Annotated in this window: 17 protein-coding genes; 2 read left to right on the plus strand and 15 right to left on the minus strand. The window is 72.8% G+C overall.

Annotated features, from left to right (window positions below):
• Positions 1–108 precede the first annotated feature (108 nt).
• From tmk to bldG, 8 genes are all read right to left on the minus strand, one after another.
• Positions 109–3384 carry a dTMP kinase gene (gene tmk / locus ACZ6IM_RS32805; protein WP_469561580.1) on the minus strand — a complete coding sequence of 1092 codons (3276 nt, stop codon included), beginning with the start codon at positions 3382–3384 and terminating at the stop codon, positions 109–111.
• A 156-nt stretch (positions 3385–3540) separates the two neighbouring features.
• Positions 3541–6387 (minus strand): type I DNA topoisomerase, encoded by a 2847-nt coding sequence (gene topA / locus ACZ6IM_RS32810; RefSeq protein ID WP_052836394.1) that lies wholly within the window; start codon positions 6385–6387, stop codon positions 3541–3543.
• Between the two features lie 271 nt (positions 6388–6658).
• Positions 6659–6856 (minus strand): hypothetical protein, encoded by a 198-nt coding sequence (locus tag ACZ6IM_RS32815; RefSeq protein WP_052836395.1) that lies wholly within the window; start codon positions 6854–6856, stop codon positions 6659–6661.
• Between the two features lie 221 nt (positions 6857–7077).
• Positions 7078–8595 carry a DUF7059 domain-containing protein gene (locus tag ACZ6IM_RS32820; RefSeq protein WP_052836396.1) on the minus strand — a complete coding sequence of 506 codons (1518 nt, stop codon included), beginning with the start codon at positions 8593–8595 and terminating at the stop codon, positions 7078–7080.
• 62 nt (positions 8596–8657) lie between these two features.
• Positions 8658–9248, minus strand: a complete 591-nt coding sequence (locus ACZ6IM_RS32825; RefSeq protein ID WP_052836397.1) for a nucleoside/nucleotide kinase family protein — start codon at positions 9246–9248, stop codon at positions 8658–8660.
• A gap of 218 nt (positions 9249–9466) precedes the next feature.
• Positions 9467–11872, minus strand: coding sequence for a sodium-translocating pyrophosphatase (locus ACZ6IM_RS32830; protein ID WP_052836398.1), 2406 nt, complete (start codon positions 11870–11872; stop codon positions 9467–9469).
• A 325-nt stretch (positions 11873–12197) separates the two neighbouring features.
• The gene (locus ACZ6IM_RS32835; protein WP_052836399.1) at positions 12198–12629 is read right to left on the minus strand and encodes an ATP-binding protein; all 432 of its coding nucleotides are present in this window, start codon (positions 12627–12629) and stop codon (positions 12198–12200) included.
• A 113-nt stretch (positions 12630–12742) separates the two neighbouring features.
• Entirely contained in the window at positions 12743–13084 is a 342-nt protein-coding gene (gene bldG, locus ACZ6IM_RS32840) for an anti-sigma factor antagonist BldG (protein ID WP_003975386.1), read from the minus strand.
• 82 nt (positions 13085–13166) lie between these two features.
• On the opposite strand from bldG, the gene ACZ6IM_RS32845 reads away from it, so the two are divergent.
• Positions 13167–15635 carry a DEAD/DEAH box helicase gene (locus ACZ6IM_RS32845; RefSeq protein ID WP_469561588.1) on the plus strand — a complete coding sequence of 823 codons (2469 nt, stop codon included), beginning with the start codon at positions 13167–13169 and terminating at the stop codon, positions 15633–15635.
• On the opposite strand, the gene ACZ6IM_RS32850 is transcribed toward ACZ6IM_RS32845, so the two are convergent.
• The 7 genes from ACZ6IM_RS32850 to ssd all read right to left on the minus strand — a co-directional run bounded on the left by ACZ6IM_RS32850 (position 15586) and on the right by ssd (position 21599).
• Positions 15586–16056, minus strand: coding sequence for an Rv3654c family TadE-like protein (locus ACZ6IM_RS32850; protein WP_469561591.1), 471 nt, complete (start codon positions 16054–16056; stop codon positions 15586–15588). The genes ACZ6IM_RS32845 and ACZ6IM_RS32850 overlap by 50 nt on opposite strands.
• 254 nt (positions 16057–16310) lie before the next feature.
• Entirely contained in the window at positions 16311–16769 is a 459-nt protein-coding gene (locus ACZ6IM_RS32855; protein ID WP_469561594.1) for a TadE family type IV pilus minor pilin, read from the minus strand.
• Entirely contained in the window at positions 16756–16995 is a 240-nt protein-coding gene (locus ACZ6IM_RS32860; protein WP_469561596.1) for a DUF4244 domain-containing protein, read from the minus strand. Before ACZ6IM_RS32860 ends, ACZ6IM_RS32855 begins: the two co-directional genes overlap by 14 nt.
• Positions 16996–17096: 101 nt before the next feature.
• The gene (locus ACZ6IM_RS32865) at positions 17097–17894 is read right to left on the minus strand and encodes a type II secretion system F family protein (protein ID WP_469561599.1); all 798 of its coding nucleotides are present in this window, start codon (positions 17892–17894) and stop codon (positions 17097–17099) included.
• Positions 17891–18793 (minus strand): type II secretion system F family protein, encoded by a 903-nt coding sequence (locus ACZ6IM_RS32870; RefSeq protein WP_469561616.1) that lies wholly within the window; start codon positions 18791–18793, stop codon positions 17891–17893. Before ACZ6IM_RS32870 ends, ACZ6IM_RS32865 begins: the two co-directional genes overlap by 4 nt.
• A 41-nt stretch (positions 18794–18834) precedes the next feature.
• On the minus strand, positions 18835–20010 hold the full coding sequence (locus tag ACZ6IM_RS32875) for a TadA family conjugal transfer-associated ATPase (RefSeq protein ID WP_052836901.1): 1176 nt from the start codon (positions 20008–20010) through the stop codon (positions 18835–18837).
• 404 nt (positions 20011–20414) lie between these two features.
• On the minus strand, positions 20415–21599 hold the full coding sequence (gene ssd, locus ACZ6IM_RS32880; RefSeq protein WP_052836402.1) for a septum site-determining protein Ssd: 1185 nt from the start codon (positions 21597–21599) through the stop codon (positions 20415–20417).
• A gap of 612 nt (positions 21600–22211) precedes the next feature.
• Here ssd and ACZ6IM_RS32885 point away from each other — a divergent pair.
• Complete coding sequence (locus ACZ6IM_RS32885; RefSeq protein ID WP_052836403.1) at positions 22212–23069, plus strand: HAD family hydrolase; 858 nt, start codon at positions 22212–22214, stop codon at positions 23067–23069.
• Positions 23070–23598: the final 529 nt, after the last annotated feature.

Below are 23598 nucleotides of genomic sequence, written 5' to 3' on the forward strand. Positions count from 1 at the left end.
CACACCGAGTCGCCGCGCCGGTCCGCGCCGCGTCCTCCATTGTGCGGGTCGCCACTGACAACGCGGCGGGGCCGCCGGGGCACGCACGGCCACCCGCGGTCCCGGTGCTCAGCGCCGTCCCCTGCCCCGGCCCCGGCCACCGCGGCCGTCGTCGTCGGGGCCGCCCTCGGCCTCGTCGTGCGGCCCCAGCAGCTCGTCCGCCAGCGTCGGCAGATCGTCCAGCGGGGTCTCCTCGGCCCAGTCGGAGCGGCGCCTGCGGGGCGGCTCCTGGTCCGGGTCGATCTGGGGCAGCTCACGCGTGCGGTCCTGGGCGTCCTCGGCCGGGCCCTCCTCCCGGAAGTAGCCCGGCGGGACCCGGTCGGCGGGGTCGTCCCCGCGTACGGGAGGCAGGACGGCCGTCTCGTCGGCGGCTCCCGGCGGCGTCACGGGCGGCAGGACCGCCGTCTCCTCGGGGTCCCGCGGCTCCACCGCCGGGAGCACAGCCGTCTCGTCCGCCGCGCCGGACGGCACCGGCGGCTTGGGCAGCTCGGTCGTCACCTCGGACTCGGACTCGCCGGACGCCCGGCCGCCGTCCTGCGCATCGTCGGCCCGGCCGTCGTCGGGCGTGTCCCGGACCGGCCGCAGTACGGCCGTGTCCTCCACCGGGCCGCCGGAGGCGTTGGTCGGGGTCACGATCGGGGTCGGCACCGTCGCCGCGTCGGTGGGGGTCGAGGCGGCCGGCTTCGGGCGGGGCGCGTCCGCCGCCGCGGGGGCCGCCGACCTGGGACCGGCCGCGGCCGCTGCCGCCGCCTGCTCCGCCGCCCGGCGTGCCTCCTCGGCCCGCAGCAGGGCCTCCTCGGCCTTGCGCTGCTTCTCCAGGCGCCGGGCCTCGGCCTCGGCGCGCAGCCGCTCCTCCTCCTCGGCCTGCTTGCGGCGCCGCTCCTCCTCGGCCCGCAGCCGCGCTTCCTCCTCGGCGCGCGCCTTCTCCTCCGCGAGGAGCCGTGCCCGCTCCTCCTCGGCCTTGCGGCGGGCCTCCTCGGCCCGCCTCCTGGCCTCCTCGGCCTGCCGCTCGGCCTCGCGCCGCTGCGCCTCCTCCAGCTCGCGGCGCTTGCGCTCCTCCTCCTCGGCGCGCACCCGCGCCTCCTCCTCGAGGCGCTCGCGCTCCAGGCGCTCCTCCTCCGCCTTGCGGGCGGCCTCTTCCTCGGCCTTGCGGCGGGCTTCCTCCTCCGCCTTGCGACGCGCCTCCTCCTGGGCCTTGATCTCGGCCTCGGACAGCGGCAGCACCTGGTCGAGCCGGTGGCGTACGACGGTGGTAACGGCCTCCGGCTCCTGGCCGGCGTCCACGACCAGGTAGCGCCCGGGGTCGGCGGCGGCCAGGGTGAGGAAACCGGAGCGCACGCGCGCGTGGAACTCGGCGGGCTCCGACTCCAGCCGGTCCGGCGCCTCGGTGAACCGCTCGCGCGCGGCCTCCGGCGACACGTCCAGCAGGACGGTCAGGTGCGGTACGAGCCCGTTGGTGGCCCAGCGGTTGATGCGGGCGATCTCGGTCGGCGACAGGTCGCGTCCGGCGCCCTGGTAGGCGACCGAGGAGTCGATGTAGCGGTCGGAGATGACCACGGCGCCGCGCTCCAGGGCGGGCCGGACCACGGTGTCGACGTGCTCCGCGCGGTCGGCGGCGTACAGCAGCGCCTCCGCGCGGTGGGACAGTCCGGCGCTGGAGACGTCCAGCAGGATGGAGCGCAGGCGCTTGCCCACCGGGGTCGCCCCCGGCTCGCGCGTGAGCACGACCTCGTGCCCCTTGCCGCGGATCCACTCGGCGAGGGCCTCGGCCTGGGTGGACTTGCCGGCGCCGTCGCCGCCCTCCAGAGCGATGAAGAAACCGGTCCCGGCGGGCGTCGGCACCGGGTCGTCGCCGCCGAGCAGCGCGTCCCGCAGGTCGTGCCGCAGCGGCACGCCGGAGCGGTCGTCGACCTTGGCCAGCACCAGCGCGGCCAGCGGCAGCAGCAGGGCGCCGAGCAGCATCAGGACGAACGCGGCGCCGCCGTGGGCGAAGACGAACTTGCCGTTCTCCAGCCGGTGCGGTCCGATCGCCGCGGCCACGACCGGTCCGACGACCGCGCCGAGCGCCACGTAGACCCGGACGACCGCGTGCAGATGCTCGGTGGTCCGGGCCCGGCGGTGGTCCTCGGTCTCCTGGTCGAGCAGCGCGTGCCCGGTGTTCGCGGCCACGCCCGCGCCGACTCCGGCCAGCGCGAGGAGCAGCAGCACCGTGGTGTCGTCCGGGACGAGTCCGGCGGCCAGCAGGGTGACGCCGACGAAGGCGATGGCCAGGGCGAGCAGCCGCCGGCGGGACAGGGAGGGCAGCAGGGCGGGGGCGGTGCGGATGCCGACGACGACGCCGCCGGTCAGCGCGCCCACCGCCAGTCCGTACAGCACCGGGCCGCCGCCCAGGTCCTTGGCGTGCAGCACCGCCACGGCGACCGTGGCGGCCACCACCGCGGCGACCGCGGCGCAGGCGAACACCAGCAGCGGGAGCGCCCCGGTACGGCCCCGGTCGACGCCGCCGCCGCTCCTGGGACGGCGCAGGCCCTCCAGCGGCGACCGCGCGCGCGGGGTGCGCACTCCGGGCAGCTCCAGGAAGCTCAGCACGGACAGGGACGCGGCGAACAGTCCGGCCGCCACGTACGAGCCGAGCGCCGCCTGGTGCTCGGCGAACCAGTCGACGCCGGCGCCCAGCAGGTTGTTCAGGAGCCCGGCGACGACCAGCGCGGCGGCCGCGAGGGGGATCGCCACGAAGCTCGTGCGCAGCGACAGGCGGCGCAGGGCGCCCATGTGGTCCGGCAGCGGCCGTACCGTCGCGCCCTCCAGGGGCGGGGCGGGCAGCAGCGCGGGGGCGGCGCCCTCCCGGCACACCGTCCAGAAGCGCTCGGCGACGCCGGTGACGAAGGCGGTCACCAGGAGGACGGCGAGCGCGTCGTCGGGCGTCCAGTCGATCCACAGCGGCGCGACGATCAGCAGCGCGGCCCGCAGCCCGTCGGCGCCGACCATGGTCCAGCGCCGGTCGAGCGGGCCGTCCTGCGAGGTGAGTGAGGTCAGGGGCCCGAGCAGCACGGCCCCGAAGAGCAGCGTCGCCAGGATGCGGACGCCGAAAACGGTCGCCACTGCGAACGCCACGCCCCGGTAGCCCCCGCCGAACGAGCCCGCGCCGATCGCGGCCTGGACGGCGAGGAGGACCAGCACCAGCAGGGCGAGGATGTCGCCGACACCCCCCACGAGCTGTGCGCTCCACAAACGCCTCAGCTGCGGACGGCGCAGCAGGGCGCGGACGGCGCGCTCGCGGGAGTCCGCGACCAGTGCGTCGTCCGGGGCCGGGTGAGGGGCCGTTGGCTGCTCGGCTCGCGTCATGCGTTCAGCCTATCGGTCGCCGCCGACAGTCCGGTGTGCCCGGCCGAACGTACGCACGCCCCGACACCGAAATGATGCCGGGGCGTTCGTTTTGCGAAGAGCGTGCACGGCGCCGAAGGGGCGCCGCTCAGCGGTTCGGGCGTTTCTGAGCCGGACTCAGTCCTCCGACCCCTTCGACGCGGTCGCCTTCTTGGTGACGGTCTTCTTCGCCGTGCTCTTGGCCGCGGCCTTCTTGGCGGCCGTGGTCTTCGCGGCGGCCGTCTTCTTGGTCGCCGCCGCCTTCTTGGCGGGGGCCTTCTTGGCAGCCGTCTTCTTCACGGTCTTCTTCGCCGTCTTCTTGGCCGGAGCCTTGGCGCGCTTCTCGGCCAGCAGCTCGTAGCCCCGCTCGGGCGTGATCTCCTCGACACTGTCGCCGGAGCGCAGGGTCGCGTTGGTCTCGCCGTCGGTGACGTACGGGCCGAAGCGGCCGTCCTTGACGACGACGGGCTTCTCGCTGACCGGGTCGGTGCCCAGCTCCTTCAGCGGCGGCTTGGCCGCGGCCCGGCCACGCTGCTTGGGCTGGGCGTAGATCGCCAGCGCCTCCTCCAGCGTGATCTCGAAGAGCTGCTCCTCGGTCTGGAGGGACCGCGAGTCCGTGCCCTTCTTCAGGTACGGGCCGTAGCGGCCGTTCTGCGCGGTGATCTCCACGCCCTCCGCGTCGGTGCCGACGACCCGCGGCAGCGACATGAGCCTCAGGGCGTCGTCGAGGGTCACCGTGTCCAGGGACATCGACTTGAACAGCGAGGCGGTGCGCGGCTTCACGGCGTTCTTGCCGGTCTTCGGGGTGCCCTCGGGAAGCACCTCGGTGACGTACGGGCCGTAGCGGCCGTCCTTGGCGACGATGGCGTGGCCGGTGGCCGGGTCGGTGCCCAGCTCGAAGTCGCCGCTCGGCTTGGCGAGCAGCTCCTCCGCCAGCTCCACGGACAGCTCGTCGGGTGCCAGGTCCTCGGGGACGTCGGCGCGCTGGTGGTTCTCGGAGTCCTTCTCGCCGCGCTCCACGTAGGGGCCGTAGCGCCCGACGCGCAGCACGATGTCGTTGCCGACCGGGAAGGAGGACACCTCGCGGGCGTCGATCGCGCCGAGGTCGGTGACCAGTTCCTTGAGGCCGCCGAGGTGGTCCCCGTCGCCGTTGCCCGCGTCGGCCGCGCCGCCGCCTCCCGCGCCGCCGCCCTCGCCGAAGTAGAAGCGGCGCAGCCACGGCACCGCCTGGGCCTCGCCACGGGCGATGGCGTCGAGGTCGTCCTCCATCTTGGCGGTGAAGTCGTAGTCGACGAGCCGCCCGAAGTGCTTCTCCAGGAGGTTGACCACGGCGAAGGAGAGGAAGGACGGGACGAGTGCCGTGCCCTTCTTGAAGACGTAGCCGCGGTCCAGGATGGTGCCGATGATCGACGCGTACGTCGACGGCCGTCCGATCTCGCGCTCTTCCAGCTCCTTGACCAGCGACGCCTCGGTGTAGCGGGCCGGGGGCTTGGTGGCGTGGCCGTCGACCGTGATCTCCTCGGCCGTCAGCGCGTCGCCCTCGGCGACCTGCGGCAGCCGGCGCTCGCGGTCGTCCAGCTCCGCGTTCGGGTCGTCGGCGCCCTCGACGTAGGCCTTGAGGAAGCCGTGGAAGGTGATGGTCTTGCCGGAGGCGCTGAACTCGACGTCCCGGCCGTCGGAGGCCGCGCCGCCGATCTTCACGGTGACGCTGTTCCCGGTCGCGTCCTTCATCTGGGAGGCGACGGTCCGCTTCCAGATCAGCTCGTACAGCTTGAACTGGTCGCCGGTCAGTCCGGTCTCGGCGGGCGTGCGGAAGCGGTCGCCTGAGGGGCGGATCGCCTCGTGCGCCTCCTGCGCGTTCTTGACCTTGCCGGCGTACGTACGCGGCTGGGGCGGCAGGTAGTCGGCGCCGTACAGCTGCGTCACCTGGGCGCGGGCGGCGGTGATCGCCGTGTCGCTCAGGGTCGTGGAGTCCGTACGCATATAGGTGATGTAGCCGTTCTCGTACAGCTTCTGGGCGACCTGCATGGTCGACTTCGCGCCGAAGCCGAGCTTGCGCGAGGCCTCCTGCTGCAGCGTCGTCGTACGGAACGGGGCGTACGGCGAGCGGCGGTACGGCTTGGACTCGACGGAGCGGACGGCGAACCGGGTGTTCTCCAGCGCGGCGGCGAGCGCGCGGGCGTTCGCCTCGTCGAGGTGGAGGGTGTTCGCGCTCTTGATCTGTCCCAGGGAGTCGAAGTCGCGGCCCTGCGCGACACGCCGTCCGTCTACCGTCTGGAGACGGGCGACCAGCGACGACGGGTCGGAGGCGTCTCCCGCGCGGCCGGTGGCGAACGTCCCGGTGAGGTCCCAGTACTCGGCGGAGCGGAACGCCATGCGCTCGCGTTCCCGCTCGACGACGAGCCGGGTGGCGACGGACTGGACGCGGCCGGCCGACAGGCGCGGCATGACCTTCTTCCACAGGACCGGCGAGACCTCGTAGCCGTAGAGGCGGTCGAGGATGCGCCGGGTCTCCTGGGCGTCGACGAGCTTCTGGTTCAGCTCGCGCGGGTTGGCGACGGCGGCGCGGATCGCGTCCTTGGTGATCTCGTGGAAGACCATCCGCTTGACCGGGATCTTCGGCTTGAGGACTTCCTGGAGGTGCCAGGCGATGGCCTCGCCCTCGCGGTCCTCATCGGTGGCGAGGAAGAGTTCGTCGGAGTCCTTCAGCAGGTCCTTGAGCTTCTTGACCTGGGACTTCTTGTCGGCGTTGACCACATAGATGGGCTGGAAGTCGTGTTCGACGTCCACCCCGAGGCGGCGGACCTCGCCGGTGTACTTCTCCGGTACCTCCGCCGCGCCGCTGGGAAGGTCGCGAATGTGCCCGACGCTCGCCTCGACGACGTAGCCAGGGCCGAGATAGCCCTTGATCGTCTTCGCCTTGGCAGGCGACTCGACGATGACGAGTCGTCGGCCGCCCTTCGCGGTCTCGCTGGTCGGGGACAACTTCGCTCTTCTCTCCGGTCGACGCTGGGGCCTGACCCAGGCAGTGCTCCCGGGGTCGGGTCGTTCTGTGTTTCGATCGTGACGCTGCGGAGTGTGACGGTACCTCCCGCCCCCGTGTCAAACGGGAAAAGCCCGCAACGGCCACTCGAACGGTAACCCGACGAACCCTGTTCCTGCCGCCCGGAGTGCCCACCTGCCCCGACGCGCGTATCCGGAGCGCGATCCCCCGATTACCCGGGCCGCGCTCCGCCCGGGGTCCGGAACCGGCCGCTCACACCTGGGTGAGGCACCAGGCCCCGAGGCCCAGCGCGACCACGGCGGCGACGGTCGCGACGGTCGCCGATGCGACCGGGCTCACACCGTGCGCGACGGGCCGGCCGTGCCGCACCCGCGTCGTGGTCCACACCAGCAGACCGGCCCCGAACAGGGCGAACACCAATCCCGCGAAGATCGCCGGCCCGCTCTCCATGGTCCCCGTGCCTCTTTTCTCCAGCCCGCGCGTGTCCAGCCTCCGGGAGGCTGTCACGCGCGGACGGCGGGCAGGCGAACCCTGGGTGAACGGGGAGCCGACGGGCCCGCCCGGTGTCGTCGGGCAGGACCGGTTCCCCGTACGCCCGGCGGCGCGGGCGGCGTGACCCGCCGCGGAAAAAGAATTGGGTGCGCGCACCCACGCCCGGCGACCGGACCGCGCTACGCCGGTTCGAGGAAGCCCTGCTCCACCAGCAGCCGGATCTGCGCGGGCGTCCGGTCGCGCAGGGCCACCGGGTCCTCGCCGACCAGCTGGGCGATGGCGTCCAGGATGCGGCCCGCGCTCATGGTGCCGTCGCAGACCCCCGCGAAGCCGGCGCCGACCGTGTCGACCCGGGTGGCCCGGCGCATGCCGCGGTTCTGGCGCAGGACGACGTGCTCCGGGTCCTCGGCGCCGGGCAGCCCGACCTGCTCCTGGACGACCTCACCGGCCAGCGCGAAGTGCGCCGCCAGCAGGGCCGCGTCGTCGTGGGAGCGCAGGTAGTCGACGCGGTCGAAGTGGGCGCGCACGGTCTCACCGAGCGGCTGCTCGACCGGGTGCGGCCACTCCTCGGCGACGACCGAGGGCTCGGCGGCCCCGGTCCGGCGCAGCGTGATCCAGCCGAAGCCGACGGCCTTGACCTTGCGTGCCTCGAACTCGTCCAGCCACGCGTCGTACCGCGCCTCGTAGTCGGCCGGGTCGCCGCGGTGGTCGCCCGCGTCCCTGAGCCACAGCTCGGCGTACTGGGTGATGTCCTGCACCTCGCGCTGCACGATCCAGGCGTCGCAGCCGCGCGGCACCCAGGAGCGCAGCCGGTCCGTCCAGTCCTCCCCCTCCACGTGCTGCCAGTTGGCGAGGAAGTGCGCGAACCCGCCCTCGTTCAGGCGCTCCCCCGTCTGCTGAACGAGCGAGCGGCACAGATCGTCCCCGCCCATCCCGCCGTCGCGGTAGGTGAGTCGGGCACCGGGCGAGATCACGAACGGCGGGTTGGAGACGATGAGGTCGTACGTCTCGTCGTCGGCGACCGGTTCGTAGAGGGAGCCCTCGCGCAGGTCGGCGGCCGGGGCTCCGGACAGGGCGAGGGTGAGCGCGGTGATGTGCAGCGCGCGCGGGTTGACGTCGGTGGCGGTCACGCGCGTGGCGTGCGCGGCGGCGTGCAGCGCCTGGATGCCGGAGCCGGTACCGAGGTCGAGGGCGGCGGAGACGGGCGTACGGACGGTGAGGCCCGCCAGGGTCGTGGAGGCGCCGCCGACGCCGAGGACGACGCCCCGGGCGTGGCGGCCGATGCCACCGGCGCCGCCGACCGCGCAGCCGAGGTCGGAGACGATGAACCAGTCCTCGCCGTCGGCCCCGCCGTACGGCCGTACGTCCACGGTGGCCGCGACCTCGTCGTCGCCCGCGCGGTCGAGCCATCCGCTCTCCAGGCAGGCGTCGACGGGCAGGACGTCCGCCACGCGCGCGCGGGGGACGGGTTGCTGGAGAAGGAACAGCCGTACGAGCAGTTCCAGCGGCGTGTCGCCGCGGGTCGCCCGGAGCGCGGGCACGGTCTCGCTGCGCGACAGCGCCGCGTACGCGGGGGCGCCGAGCAGCTCCAGCAGTCCGTCGGCGGTGAAGGACGCCCCGAGCAGGGCGTCCCGCAGCCGGGCAGTGACGTCGGGGCGGTCGGTGGAGGGCAGGGGGGACAGGCTGGCGTTACTCACACCCCCATTGTGGCCCGGCGGTCACCAGCCCGCCCCGCGTCCGCGCGGGGACGCCGGCCCCGTCAGCCCTCGGCGGCCGACGGCGTCACCGAGGCCGACTTGCAGCTGGACTGCTTGGCCATCGCCTTGCCGACGTCGCCCTCCTCCAGGGTCTTCAGCGCGTTGCTGCCGCTCTTGCTGAGCTTGTTCAGCTCGGTGGCGATGTCCTTGAGGCCGTCGGCGAACTTGGCCTGGTCCTTGGTGTCGAGTTCCTCCACCTGCTTGCGCAGGGAGGCGTACGACGAGGAGAGGCCGTTCAGCTCGGTGACCGCGTCCTTCTGCTTCTTCTCGCCGTCGTCGACGTCCGGGGGCCCGGCCTTCTGGACGGTGGCGCCCATCGCCTTGTAGGCGTCGGACATGTCCTGGAACGCCTTCGCGTCGGTCTTCTGGACCTCGGCGGGGGTGCTGTTGTCCGAGGTCTCCTTCTGGATCGCCGCGTTGGCCGCCTCGATCTTCTTGGCCTGCGGCTGCACGCCCTCGCAGACGTCCTTGGCCCAGGAGTCCAGCTTCTCGTTGTCGTCGCTGCTGCTGCATCCCGTCAGCGCCAGTACCAGTACCGCACCGCCGGACAGTGCGGCCGCGAGCTTCTTGTTCACCGGATTGGTCCCTTCCATGGCTCTCGGCCCCGGAACATACACGCCGGATGGAGGACACCGACCGGACGAACATCCGTTATGACGGTATTGAAGCCATTTGCACCAAGAGAGAGAAGGCTCACGGTGACGGGTGCGCACAGGCGCGGAACGGGCGGACGACGCGTCAACACGCGCCGTCCGCCCCTCCTTTGAAGCGGGCCTCACAGGGGGCCGGACGGTGACCCCGGGGGTGTCGGCTACGAAACCACCGCCGGGTCGGCCGACTTGGGCTCCTCGTCCTCGTCGTCCTCGTCACCCATGGCGATCCCGCGCCGCTTGGACACGTAGACCGCCCCCGCGATGACGGCGAACGCGACGACGGCGATCAGCACCCGTACACCGATGCTCTTGTCGGCCCCGTACGAGAACTTGATGACCGCGGGGGCGATGATCAGCGCCACCAGGTTCATGACCTTCAGCAGCGGGTTGATCGCCGGCCCCGCGGTGTCCTTGAACGGGTCGCCGACCGTGTCGCCGATCACGGTGGCGGCGTGGGCCTCGCTGCCCTTGCCGCCGTGGTGACCGTCCTCGACGAGTTTCTTGGCGTTGTCCCAGGCACCACCGGAGTTGGCGAGGAACACCGCCATCAGCGTGCCGGCGCCGATCGCGCCCGCCAGGAACGCGCCGAGCGCACCCACGCCGAGCGTGAACCCGATGAAGACGGGCGCCAGCACGGCGAGCAGCCCGGGCGTGGCGAGTTCCCGCAGGGCGTCCCTGGTGCAGATGTCGACGACCTTGCCGTACTCGGGTTTCTCGCTGTAGTCCATGATTCCGGGCCGTTCCCGGAACTGCCGGCGCACCTCGAAGACCACCGCGCCCGCCGACCGCGACACCGCGTTGATCGCCAGTCCCGAGAAGAGGAAGACGACCGCCGCTCCGGCGATGAGCCCGACGAGGTTGTTGGGCTGCGAAATGTCCATCATCAGGCTCATCGGCGCGCCCTCGCCGCTGAGTTTCTCGCCCACGTCCGCCGCGCCGGTGGTGATGGCGTCGCGGTACGACCCGAACAGGGCCGCCGCCGCGAGGACGGCGGTGGCGATGGCGATGCCCTTGGTGATGGCCTTGGTGGTGTTGCCGACGGCGTCCAGGTCGGTGAGCACCTGGGCGCCGGCTCCCTCGACGTCGCCGGACATCTCGGCGATGCCCTGCGCGTTGTCGGAGACCGGCCCGAAGGTGTCCATGGCGACGATCACGCCGACCGTGGTGAGCAGGCCGGTGCCGGCCAGCGCCACCGCGAACAGCGCCAGCATGATCGACGCGCCGCCGAGCAGGAAGGCCCCGTAGACGCCGAGGCCGATCAGCAGGGCGGTGTAGACGGCGGATTCGAGGCCGAGCGAGATCCCGGCGAGGACGACGGTGGCGGGCCCGGTGAGCGAGGTCTTGCCGATGTCCTTGACGGGGCGCCTGGTGGTCTCGGTGAAGTAGCCGGTGAGCTGCTGGATCAGGGCGGCGAGCACGATGCCGATCGCGACCGCGACCAGCGCGAGGATCCGCGGGTCGCCGCTCTTGCCCGCGATCGCCGCGTCGGTGACACCGTCCAGGTCGGAATACTTTCCGGGCAGATAGACGTAGACGGCGACCGCCACCAGCACCAGCGAGATCACCGCGGAGATGAAGAATCCCCGGTTGATCGCGCTCATGCCGCTGCGGTCGGACCGCCGGGGGGCCACCGCGAAGATGCCGATCATGGCGGTGAGCACGCCGATCGCCGGCACCAGCAGCGGGAACGCCAGCCCGGAGTCGCCGAAGGCCACCTTGCCGAGGATCAGCGCGGCCACCAGGGTGACCGCGTACGACTCGAAGAGGTCGGCCGCCATGCCCGCGCAGTCGCCGACGTTGTCGCCCACGTTGTCGGCGATGGTCGCGGCATTGCGCGGATCGTCCTCCGGAATGCCCTGCTCGACCTTTCCGACCAGGTCGGCGCCGACGTCGGCGGCCTTGGTGAAGATGCCGCCGCCGACCCGCATGAACATCGCGATCAGCGCGGCACCGAGCCCGAAGCCCTCCAGGACCTTCGGCGCGTCGGCCGCGTACACCAGCACCACGCAGCAGGCGCCCAGCAGGCCGAGCCCCACCGTGAACATGCCGACGACGCCGCCCGTACGGAACGCGATCTTCGTCGCTTTGTGCGAGACGAGAGTGAGATCCTTTTCCGGTTCACCGGGGGCCGGTGTCGCTTCCCGCGCCGCCGCGGCGACGCGCACATTGCTGCGTACGGCGAGCCACATACCGATATAGCCGGTGGCCGCCGAGAACGCCGCGCCGATCAGAAAGAAGATCGAACGTCCGGCACGTTGATTCCAGTCGTCCGCGGGCAGCAGCATGAGCAGGAAGAACACGACGACGGCGAATACGCCGAGCGTGCGCAACTGCCGGGCCAGATAGGCGTTCGCGCCTTCCTGGACGGCCGCCGCGATCTTCTTCATGCTGTCGGTTCCCTCGCCCGCCGCGAGCACCTGGCGCACCAGGACTCCGGCGAGCACCAGCGCGGCCAAGGCGACGACCGCGATGACCGCGACCAGGGCGCGGTTCGTGTCGGTCAGCACGGCGGCTGCGAGGTGGGAGGGATCGCCCAACTGATGAGGAGAGGAAAGCTCCGCCATTCGTCCTCCTTGACGCTTGGGCTGAGCTCAAGATGTGGACGGGATTGTAGGTACCGGAACCTGATCAAAACAGTGCACGACAAATGGAATTGACCTGTCAACCGCAAGGGGCCGGGAAGTAGTAATGCCCCTTCGGCATTAATGTCGTGATCCGTTCGGCGATCTGCTCGTGAACTGCTTGGTGATCCGTTCATTGATCAATTCTTGTGCGATTGATCGTGAATGAATTCACTTGACGCCCGCACGAGCCCAATGTAGGTCCGCACATGACGAAGGACCCCACCAGGTGGGGCCCTTCGGGTGACACGGGGTGGTACGGCGGGAGTCAGACCGGCGGCAGCACCGCCGGCGCGGTCGGCCAGGTCATGCGGATCAGCCCGCCGCCCTCGCCGGCCGTGACCTCCACGTCGTCGACGAGTCCGCTGATGACCGCGAGGCCCATCTGGTCCTCCTCGGCCTCCAGCTCGTCGGCGGCGTCCCCCGAGGTCTTCATCCCGGGGACCGCGTGCGGCGCCTCGTCGCCGACCTCGATGGAGAACTGCTTCTCCTCCTCGATCAGCGCCACCTTGACCGGCGCCGTGATGCCGACGTGCTGATGCAGGCCCACGGCGCGGGTACAGGCCTCTCCGACGGCGAGCCGGACCTCGTCGAGGACGGCCTCGTCCACTCCGGCCCTGCGCGCCACCGCGGCCGCCACCAGACGGGCGGTGCGGACGTGCTCGGGCAGCGCGCTGAAGCGGAGTTCGACGGTGGCCATGCATCCCCCTCGGAACTACGGGCGTGCTTTCGAGGGTCCGGGCCGCCGACAGCCCGGACCCCCCTCGTTCTGCTTGCTGTCCCGGGCCCCCCTCAGAGGCCCGGGACCGGTCGTCAGTCGGTGGCCGCCACCGCTTCCTCGACCGAGGTGTGAATGGGGAACACCTTGGTGAGGCCGGTGATACGGAAGATCTTGAGAATGCGCTCCTGGTTGCAGACCAGCCGCAGCGAGCCCTCATGGGCACGCACCCGCTTCAGTCCACCCACCAGTACGCCGAGCCCTGTGGAGTCGAGGAAGTCCACGCCCTCCATGTCGACGACGAGGTGGAAACTCCCGTCGTTCACGAGCTCGACCAGCTGCTCACGCAGCTTGGGCGCGGTGTATACGTCAATTTCGCCACCGACCTCGACGACCGTACGATCGCCGACAGTACGGGTCGACAGGGACAGGTCCACGGATCCTCCAGCACCTTGCTATCGAGCGGTCGTCCCTCGGGACACCTCGGCTTGAAGCCCCCAGGACGGTTCGCCAGCCGCGATGGCATTCAATCACTTACCGGCAGGCGTGCACGACGCCTTGGTCCCATTGTCCGTCACGCCAGTGACAGACTCGGTGCCGATGGCCAAGAATCACCGACCCGATCGATCCCCGGCGGAGCCCGGCTCCCGGCCGGAACCGGGCATGCTCCTGGACCGGCTCGCCGCGGGACCGAGCCGGGCTGCGCGCATCACTCATACGGAGCACTTGCCCCCACGTGCGGGCCGTCATGCCGTCTGGCCGGACCGGATTCGACCGGAGGTGGTGGCCGCGGTGCGGGCCGCGGGCATCGAACGCCCCTGGGCCCACCAGGCACGTGTGGCCGAGCACGCCCTGGACGGCGACTCGGTGGTCGTCGCCACCGGCACCGCGTCGGGCAAGTCCCTGGCTTATCTGGTGCCGGTCCTGTCGGCCCTCGTGGACGGCGCCGAGGCGCCGAACGGGCGCGGCGCCACCACCCTGTACCTGGCCCCCACCAAGGCGCTGGCCGCCGACCAGTGCCGGTCGGTGAAGGAACTTTCACAACCTCTCGGCACTTCCGTCCGGGCCGCGGTCTACGACGGCGACACCCCGTTCGAGGAACGCGAGTGGATCCGCCAGTACGGCACGTACGTCCTGACCAACCCGGACATGCTGCACCGCGGCATCCTGCCCTCCCACCCCCGCTGGTCGTCGTTCCTGAAGGCGCTGAAGTACGTCGTCATCGACGAGTGCCACACCTACCGGGGCGTCTTCGGCTCCCACGTCGCCCAGGTGGTGCGCAGACTGCGCAGACTGTGTGCCCGCTACGGCGCGTCGCCCGTGTTCCTGCTCGCCTCCGCCACCGCCGCCGAGCCCGCGGTGGCGGCCCGCCGGCTCACCGGGCTCCCGGTGACCGATGTCGCCGACGACGCCTCCCCGCGCGGTGAACTGGTGTTCGCCCTGTGGGAACCTCCGCTGACCGAACTGGAGGGCGAGAAGGGCGCACCGGTCCGCCGCACGGCCACCGCCGAGGCCGCCGACCTGCTCACCGACCTCACCGTGCAGGGCATGCGCTCGATCACCTTCGTACGGTCCCGGCGGGGCGCGGAGCTGATCTCCGTGATCGCCCAGGAACGCCTGGCCGAGGTCGACCGCTCCCTGGTCCGGCGCGTGGCGGCGTACCGCGGCGGCTACCTCCCCGAGGAGCGCCGCGCCCTGGAACGCGCCCTGCACTCCGGCGACCTCCTCGGCCTCGCGGCGACGAACGCCCTGGAACTCGGCCTCGACATCTCCGGCCTGGACGCCGTGGTGATCGCCGGGTACCCGGGCACACGGGCCTCGCTGTGGCAGCAGGCGGGCCGGGCGGGCCGGGCAGGGCAGGGGGCGCTGGCCGTGCTGGTCGCCCGTGACGACCCGCTGGACACCTTCCTCGTCCACCACCCGGAGGCCCTGTTCGACCAGCCGGTGGAGTCCACGGTCCTCGACCCCGACAACCCGTACGTCCTCGCCCCCCACCTGTGCGCGGCGGCGGCGGAACTCCCCCTGACGGAGGAGGACCTGAAGCTCTTCGGCCCCGCGTGCGAGGAGCTGCTGCCCCAGCTGGAGGCGGCGAAGCTGCTGCGCCGGCGTACCCGGGCCTGGCACTGGACACGCCGTGAGCGGGCCGCCGACCTGACGGACATCCGCGGCGAGGGCGGACGTCCGGTCCAGGTCGTCGAGGAGGGCACGGGACGGCTGCTGGGCACCGTGGACGCCGGTGCCGCCCACACGACCGTCCACGAGGGCGCCGTCCACCTCCACCAGGGGCGCACGTACCTCGTCCGCTCCCTCGACCTGGAGGACTCCGTCGCGCTGGTCGAGCAGGCCACGCCCGCCTACTCGACCGTGGCCCGCGACACGACGGCGATCTCCGTCCTGGAGACCGACATCGAGGTCCCCTGGGGCGACGGGCGCCTCTGCTACGGCTCCGTCGAGGTCACCAACCAAGTGGTCTCCTTCCTGCGCCGGCGCCTGATCACCGGCGAGGTCCTGGGCGAGACGAAGCTCGACCTCCCTCCCCGGACCCTGCGCACGCGCGCGGTGTGGTGGACGGTCACCGAGGACCAGCTGGACGCGGCCCGGATCAACCCGGAGATCCTCGGCGGGGCCCTGCACGCCGCCGAGCACGCCTCGATCGGCATGCTGCCCCTGTTCGCGACCTGCGACCGCTGGGACATCGGCGGCGTGTCGGTCCCCCTGCACCCGGACACCCTGCTGCCGACGGTCTTCGTGTACGACGGACACCCCGGTGGCGCGGGCTTCGCCGAGCGTGCCTTCCACACCGCCCGCGACTGGCTGACGGCCACCCGGGAGGCCATCGCCTCCTGCGAGTGCGACGCGGGCTGTCCGTCCTGCATCCAGTCCCCCAAGTGCGGCAACGGCAACGATCCGCTGCACAAGCGGGGAGCGGTACGCCTCCTCACGGTGCTGTTGCGGGGGGCGACGGAGGCAGGGCAGACGGGGGCGTAGCAGGCGGTGCGGAGGGCGAGGGGAGGGGCGGTGGGACCGGTGCGGGTGACGTGAGCGGGGCCGGGCCCGCCCTCGCCCGGACCTCCGCCGTGAACGGTCCCCTGCCCGACGCCGCCGTCACGTCCGAGACCTGGCCGGTGACCACGCACCTCACCAACCGCGCCCCCTGCGCCCGCGCGACCCGGCTCGCGCTGTCGCACGCCGCCGTGCCGCCCCGTGCCCAGTGGTCCGCCGCCGCCAGCGCGGCCAGATCGGCGCCGCCTGCCGCGCGGTGGCGTGCCATGACGGCCTGCCCCAGGGCCAGCACGACGCCGAACACCACACACAGAACGGCGATGGCGGCAACACTCCACACGGTCGCCGAGCCTCGGTCGGAGGCGGTGCGGAGGACAGGCGCGGGAGCGCGGGCCGAGGCGGGCACAGGAGCGGTGCCCTGCGCGGGTGGGCGGGCGGAGTCGGGCGCCGGTTCGGAGTCAGACGCGGGGGCGGGTGCGAGAACGGTGGCAGGCACGGGGGCGGGTGCGAGGGCGGTGGCAGGCACGGGGGCGGGGGCGGGGGCTTGATTGTGGCCGCCCGCAGAGGCGGGGCCGGTACCCGCTCCGGTGCCGCCCCGGCCGGTTGCCGACCGGAGCGGGGCCCCACCCACACGGGCCCCACCCGCGGGGGGCCCGCCCGTCACGGCTCCCCCCGCACCGGTTCCGCGACCGCGGGTTCCGCGGCCGCCTGTCCCTCAGCCGCCGGTCCCGCCCCTGGCGCCTGCTCCGCCGAAGCCACGGCCTCCTCCCGTACCTCGAAGGGCAGTCCGTGCAGCGCCGGCGGGTCGGCCACCACGATCACGCGGACCAGCCCCGCCTCCCGGCTGACCGTGACCCGCGCCCCGCGCGGGGCCGCCTCGCGGGCGACCTCCACAACCGCGTCGACCGGGTCCTGTCGTGCCGCCGCACGGGCGCCCGTCCGTGCCGCGTCCACACACTGGATCTGGGCGGCCACCACGAGCAGCCCCCACACCAGCGCCATCGCGAACACCACCAGCACGGGCAGCACCACGGCCGCCTCCGCCGTCACAAAGCCGCCGTCCGGTCCGCCGCCGGGGGCCCGTGCCCTCGTCCTCGCCGCCCGCTCACATGCGCGCATCGAGCGCCCCCTTCACGATGCCCTGCAACTCCGCGCTGACCGCGCCGCTCGTCACGACCTTGTAGAGGACGACGGCGAAGGCCACCGCGGCGACGATCCCCATCGCGTACTCGGACGTGACCATTCCGGCGTCCCGCCGAAGTGCCTGCCGCCCGGCCCGCCTCCGCAACGCCGTACCCACTGCGCACACCAGGGCACACAGCCGTGCCCGTACCACCTGATACATCGCAACCCCCGTAAGGCTCGATCCCATTGCTCACTTGCCGATCCGTCGCTCGTGCGCCGGACACTCACTCGCCGGCCCTGCCGCCGGCCCGACCCGATCCGTCAGCCACCTCCTCCCCCACGGCCCAGCACCCCGCCGGCCAGCCCGATGATCACCGGCAGGACGCCCACCGCGATGAACGCCGGCAGAAAGCACAGCCCCACCGGCGCGGTGACCATGACGGCCGCTCGGCGGGCCCGGGCCGTCGTGGTGCGGGCCCAGTCGGCACGGGCCTGGGCGGCAAGCCGGGCGGCCGGACCCGCCGCGGGCAGACCGGAGACCTCGGCCCGCTCCAGCAGCCGCGCCAGGGGAACGGCCCCCGCGATGGCCGCCAACCCACTCCAGGCGCCGTCCGGTTCGCCGCCGAGCCGTACCTCCGCGGCGCCGCGCCCCAGCGCGTCCCCGACCGGTCCGCCCAGGGCTTCGCCGACCGCCCTCGCCGCGGCGACCGGGCTCGCACCCGCCGCGACACAGGCGGCCAGCAGGTCGGCGGCCAACGGCAGTTGGCGGGCGGCCTCCGCCGCCGCGGCCTCCGCCGCCGACGTACCGGCCGCCGAACGCCGGGCACTCCAACGCCACAGCGCGGCCGCGCCGACCAGTCCGACCAGGATCCCGGCCGTTCCACCGACCACGGCCCAACCGACGCCCACCGTGCCGACCGGCGGCAACCACGGGCGGACGGTGCTCAGCACTTCGGCGCGTCGCGCGGCGGGACGGGCCGGTTGTAGTGCGAGCAGGCCGGTGAGCCGTCTGCGCACCACCCGCTTCCGCCGTGCGGCTGCGAGACCGCGCGCCAGCCAGCCGGCGACCAGCACCGTCCCCACCACCGCCCCCAGCCTGTGGACAACGTCGCCGCTCACGACGCCGCCTCCGCTCCCCTTACGATCCGCGCCACCCACCACACGCCCACGCTCTCCAGAACCCCACCGGCCAGCAGACAGCCCAGCCCGGCTCCGGTGTGCAGCAGCACGCGCAACGGGTCGGACCCGAGGGCGACGCCTAGCAGGAGGCCGAGGACCGGCAGGCCGGCGAGCATCACGGCGGTGGCCCGAGCGCCGGCCAATTGGGCGCGCAGGTCGGAGCGCTGGTCCCGCTCGGCGCGCAGCGCGCCCTCCAGCCGGTCGAGACCGGCCGCGAGTCCCGCCCCCTGGTCGACGGCGACCCGCCAGCACGCCGCGAGTCCGCGCAGTCCCTCGGCGCCGGGCTGTCCGGCCGCCGCCGCCAGCGCCGCGGGGACGTCCCCGCCGAACCGGGCCGCCGCCAGCACCGCCGCCTGCCCGTCTCCGAGGCCGCCGGAGTCGTGGACGGCGCACAGGAGCGCCTCGCCCGGTTGCCGCCCCGCCCGCACCTCACCGGCGAGCGTCCCGCACAGGGCGATCACGGCGTCCTGCCGATGTTCCCGGGTCCGTCGCTCCCTGGCGGCCAGCCGCGCCCGCCGCAGCACCGGCACGCCGGCCGCCCCCGCGACGATCGGCAGCACCGAGTTGCCCAGGAGCGCCAGCACCAGCCCGGCCGCTGGTGACCACCACTCGGGCCTCAGCCGGCCACGGACCCGCCGCAACCCGTCCGTCATCCGGCGCGGCGGGGGCCGTCCGGCACTGCCCGCTCCCCTAGAACCGTCAGTCCCGTCAGTCCCTCCCGTTCCGCTCTTTCCGCCCGTTCGGCCTTCGGCGAGCACCATCCGCGCCCGCCGTACGCCGGAGTGCCACCCACCGGCCAGCCAGCCGACCGCTCCCAGGCACACCAGAGCCGCACCCATCAACAGCTCACCCGCCCCCGGCACGCCCACCACCGTCGCGTTCAGCACCCCTGCGCCTCCCGTCCGACGGCCCGCTCCTCGAACCCCGTACCGCGCAGCAGCTCGCGCAGCCGCTGCCAGCCGCGTTCGGCCACGAAGGACTCCGCGCCCCATCGCAGCGCCGGCACCGTCCGCACCAGCCCCGACGGGTCCCGCTCCAGTACGTGCACCTCGGCGATCCGGCGCCGTCCCGCGCGGTCACGGACCAGGTGGAGGACGACCGAGAGGGCCGCCGCGAGCTGGCTGTGCAGAGCCGCACGGTCCAGGCCCGCGACCGTGCCGAGCGCCTCCAGACGGGCCGGTACGTCAACGGCCGCATTGGCGTGCACCGTGCCGCACCCGCCTTCGTGACCCGTGTTCAAGGCGGCAAGCAGATGGACCACTTCGGGACCGCGTACCTCGCCCACGACCAGCCGGTCCGGCCGCATGCGCAGCGCCTGACGCACCAGGTCCTCCAAGGTGACCAGACCCGCGGCCTCCTGGTTCGCCGGTCTGGTCTCCAGACGGACGACGTGCGGATGGTCGGGTCGCAGCTCCGCCGAGTCCTCGGCCAGCACGATGCGCTCGTCCGGTCCGACGAGCCCCAGCAGGGCGCTGAGCAACGTCGTCTTGCCGCTGCCGGTACCGCCGCTGACGAGGAAGGACAGCCGGGCCCGCAGCAGAGCGCGCAGCACGCGGTCACCGCCGGGCGGCACGGTGCCCGCCGCCGTCAGCTCGTCGAGGGTGAACGCGCGCGGCCGTACCACCCGCAGCGACAGGCAGGTGCAGTCGACGGCGACCGGTGGCAGCACCGCGTGCAACCGGGTGCCGTCCGGCAGCCTGGCGTCCACCCAGGGCCGGGCGTCGTCGAGGCGGCGCCCGGCGACGGTAGCGAGGCGCTGCGCGAGCCGCCGTACCGCACCCGCGTCGGGGAAGGAGACCGGCGCCAGCTCCAGGCCACTGCCCCGGTCCACCCAGACCCGGTCCGGGGCCGACACCAGTACGTCGGTCACCGAGGGATCGGCGAGCAGCGGCTCGAGCGGCCCGCTGCCGACCAGCTCCGACCTGAGCTGTTGGGCGGCACCGAGCACCTCGGCGTCCCCCAGCACCCGCCCCTGCTCCCGCAGTGCCTGCGCCACACGCGCGGGCGTCGGCTCCGCCCCGCTCTCGGCGAGCCAACGCCGCACACCGTCGAGCATTCCGGGCGCGGCGCCCGGGCCGCTCTGCGCGACCGTCAGCGAGGGCTGCACGGAACTCCTTGTCCGCGTCCGTACCTGTCCGGAGGCTGCGCGCGGCGGTCCGGCGGACGCCGGTCCCAGCGGTGCCGATCCCTGCGATGCCGATCCCAGCGGTGCCCCGGCGGTCCGGCGTGCTGCCTCTCCGGCAGTCGATCCCTCAGGCGATCCGACGGACTGCCGGACTGCCCAGCCCGGCACCACCCGCACGGTCGGCCCCTCGGACGTCCCCGGGCTCGGGCCGCACTTTCCCCGACCTGGAGCCGGTCCGGCGGGCGTGCCCGAAGCCCCGCCCCGCTCCCGCGCGTCCGCCACGTCCACCTCTGCCCGCCTTCCACCGCTCACGACGGGCCCCGCCGTCACGTACCTCATGAGCCGCTCCCGCCCCGTCCGTCCGCCTCCGCCAGCGCCCGTTCCCAGAACCCCCGGCAAAAGCGCGCCAGCGGGCCGCGCGCGGGTGTGCCCGGGGGGCGTTTGCTCTCGGTGGCACGCAGGAGCCCGGACTCGACCGGCACCTCACCGACCAGGGGCAGGCCGAGCAACCGAGCCACCTCACGGTCGTCGAGTCCGGAAGCGTAGGGTCCGCGCACCGCGACCCGCAGATCGCGCAGGACCATGCCGACCGCGGCCGCCACCCGGCCCGCCGCCGCGACGGCCCGCAGCTCGGCGGGGACCACGAGGATCCCGATGTCGAGCTGCGCGAGGACTTCGGCGACACCGTCGTCGATGCGGCGCGGCAGGTCCACGACGACCGTGCCGCCCCTTCGCCGGGCCGCCGCGAGCACCGCGCGCACGGCCTGTGCCGGTACCGCGACACAGTCGCCCCGGTCCCAGCTGAGCACCCGTAGCGAATGCAGCTCGGGCAGCGACTCCTCCAGGGCGCCACCGCCGACCCGCCCGCGCGAGGCCGCGAACGCCGGCCACCTCAGCCCGTCGGCCGTCTCGCCGCCGAGGAGGACGTCGAGGCCGCCGCCCATGGGATCGGCGTCCACCAGCAGACTGCGCAGTCCCTCCCGCGCGGAGGTGACGGCGAGCGCGCAGGCCAGCGTGGACGCTCCGGCGCCGCCCCGGCCGCCGATGACGCCGACGGTGAGGGCCGGACGGCCGACGCCCTCGGCGACGTCGGCGATGCGGTCGACCAGCCACTGCTCACCGTCGGGGAGCATCAGGACGTGGTCGGCGCCGATCTCGACGGCTCGCTGCCAGATACCCGAGTCGTCCTGATCGCGGCCCACGAGGACGACGCCCCTTCTCCGCACCGCTCCGCGCACGCGCCGGGCCACGTCGTCCCCGACGAGGACCAAGGGCGCGGTCTCCCATCCGGTCCGCCGCCCGGACGCCCGGGGTGCCGGGGACGTCGCCGCATCGGTCAGTGCCGAAGGCGTCGAAGGAAGCGTCATGGGCACCGAGTGGTGCACCTCCGGTGTGGCGCCCGCGGCCGCGCACAGGCGCAGCAGGTCGTCGAGGAGCTCCGTGTCCTCAGTGACGATGAGAGGTGTGCCGTGCCGTCCTCCGGCGGTGGGCGGCGGGTCGTGCGTGATGGTTCCGGTCATGGCCTTTCCCCCTTCGGCGCGGCTCCCGCGGTCGCGCCCTGTGTCTCGTGGTCTCTCGCGCGGCCTCCGCGACCCGCGATATGCGGCCGCCCGAAGAACCGGAATCAGGTCTTCGCACGAGCGGTCCGCATCACGCGTCCGGCAAACAGATCCGGCCATGGAACTCGGCACGGCCCGGACGCATGGGAATCACGGTGCAGCGATCCGGGAAATCGTGTGGATCTTGGTCAAAAACTGTGGACAACTCGACGGTTGTGAATATCGACTCACTCGAACCGGTGAGCCTTGACCTGCCCCGCTCCATCCAGCGTGCGACTCCCGCAGAGCAGTCCGGCAACTACACTGCGTAGTCGAGCAAGGGCATGAAAGAACCTGGGCCCCGCACCGGTGCGGTGCGGGGCCCAGGTCATGGAATGAGCGAAGAAACCCATCCGGACATGCGACGACCCCCGCCGGGGGGGAGAGCGGGGGTCGTCTCCACGGCCGACTCGGGGGGGGGAGGAGTCGGACCGGGTTAGCACGGTCGCGAACGATCCGTGACTTCCATGGTGTACCCGAGAGCCTTCTCAGGCAAACCCACGCGCCACACCTTACGCCGAATGGGCTGCGCCTATGCTCAGGGTTGTGGAAAACCACTCCTCGCGCCACTCCGCGCCTCACTCCACGCCACGCACGGCGGCCTTCTTTGACCTGGACAAGACGGTCATTGCGAAGTCGAGCACGCTCACGTTCAGCAAGTCGTTCTACCAAGGCGGGCTGATCAACCGCAGGGCTGTGTTGCGTACCGCGTATGCCCAGTTCGTCTTCCTCGCCGGCGGCGCCGACCACGACCAGATGGAGCGGATGCGTGAGTACCTCTCCGCGCTGTGCCGCGGGTGGAACGTCCAGTTGGTCAAGGAGCTGGTCGCGGAAACCCTGCACGACCTGATCGACCCGATCATCTACGACGAGGCGGCCTCCCTGATCGAGGAGCACCACACCGCCGGCCGCGACGTGGTGATCGTCTCGACGTCGGGCGCCGAGGTCGTCGAACCGATCGGCGAGCTGCTGGGCGCGGACCGGGTGGTGGCGACCCGCATGATCGTGGGCGAGGACGGCTGCTTCACCGGAGAGGTGGAGTACTACGCGTACGGCCCGACCAAGGCGGAGGCGATCCGGGAGCTGGCCGCCTCGGAGGGGTACGACCTCTCCCGCTGCTATGCCTACAGCGACTCGGCGACCGACCTGCCGATGCTGGAGGCCGTCGGCCACCCGCACGCGGTCAACCCGGACCGGGCGCTGCGCCGCGAGGCCCTCGCGCGCGAGTGGCCGATTCTCGATTTCCACCGCCCCGTACGGCTCAAGCAGCGGCTCGGGGGATTCTCCGTGCCGCCGCGGCCCGCGCTCGTCGCCGCCGCCGCGATAGGCGCCGCGGCGGCGACCGCGGGTCTCGTCTGGTACGCGAGCCGACGGCGGTCCACCGCGGCCTGATCGACCACCTGACCGGCCGCCGGATCGGCCACCCCACCGGCCACCCGACCGGCGGCCGGTCGCCCGCTCGACCCTTTCACCCGCGTATGAGCGCAAAAGTAAAGAACTGCGGTGAGGGCTTCCGCTTACTGGGGCCCAGTAGTACAAAGGACTCAACGGCCCGCGAGACCAAGGCCCTCCGAAAGGATCGCCTTAAACACGCATTTGGCCCCACGGACCGAGCACGGACACCGGGCACCCACGCGACGTCGACCCGTCGATTACGGGCCAGCCACACCAGGTGACGGGCGAAGTTCCCGACCTGATGGGCATATATCGAGGACGCTTGGTACCCCGGTGGTCGTGCCAGCGGCGGCACGAGCACTCGTGCCGCCGCATTTCTGTCCCGTCCGCCGGACAGCGCGCGTTCGCGCTACGCCGCCTCGTCGTGCTACGAGCTCGTAACACGATCATGGTGAGACACGGTCTAGCCTTGTTAGGTGTCGTCCCTTGCTGTTACTGCTACCTCGCACTCATCGGCACCTGCTGC

Source organism: Streptomyces sp. NPDC042336, assembly GCF_055581985.1.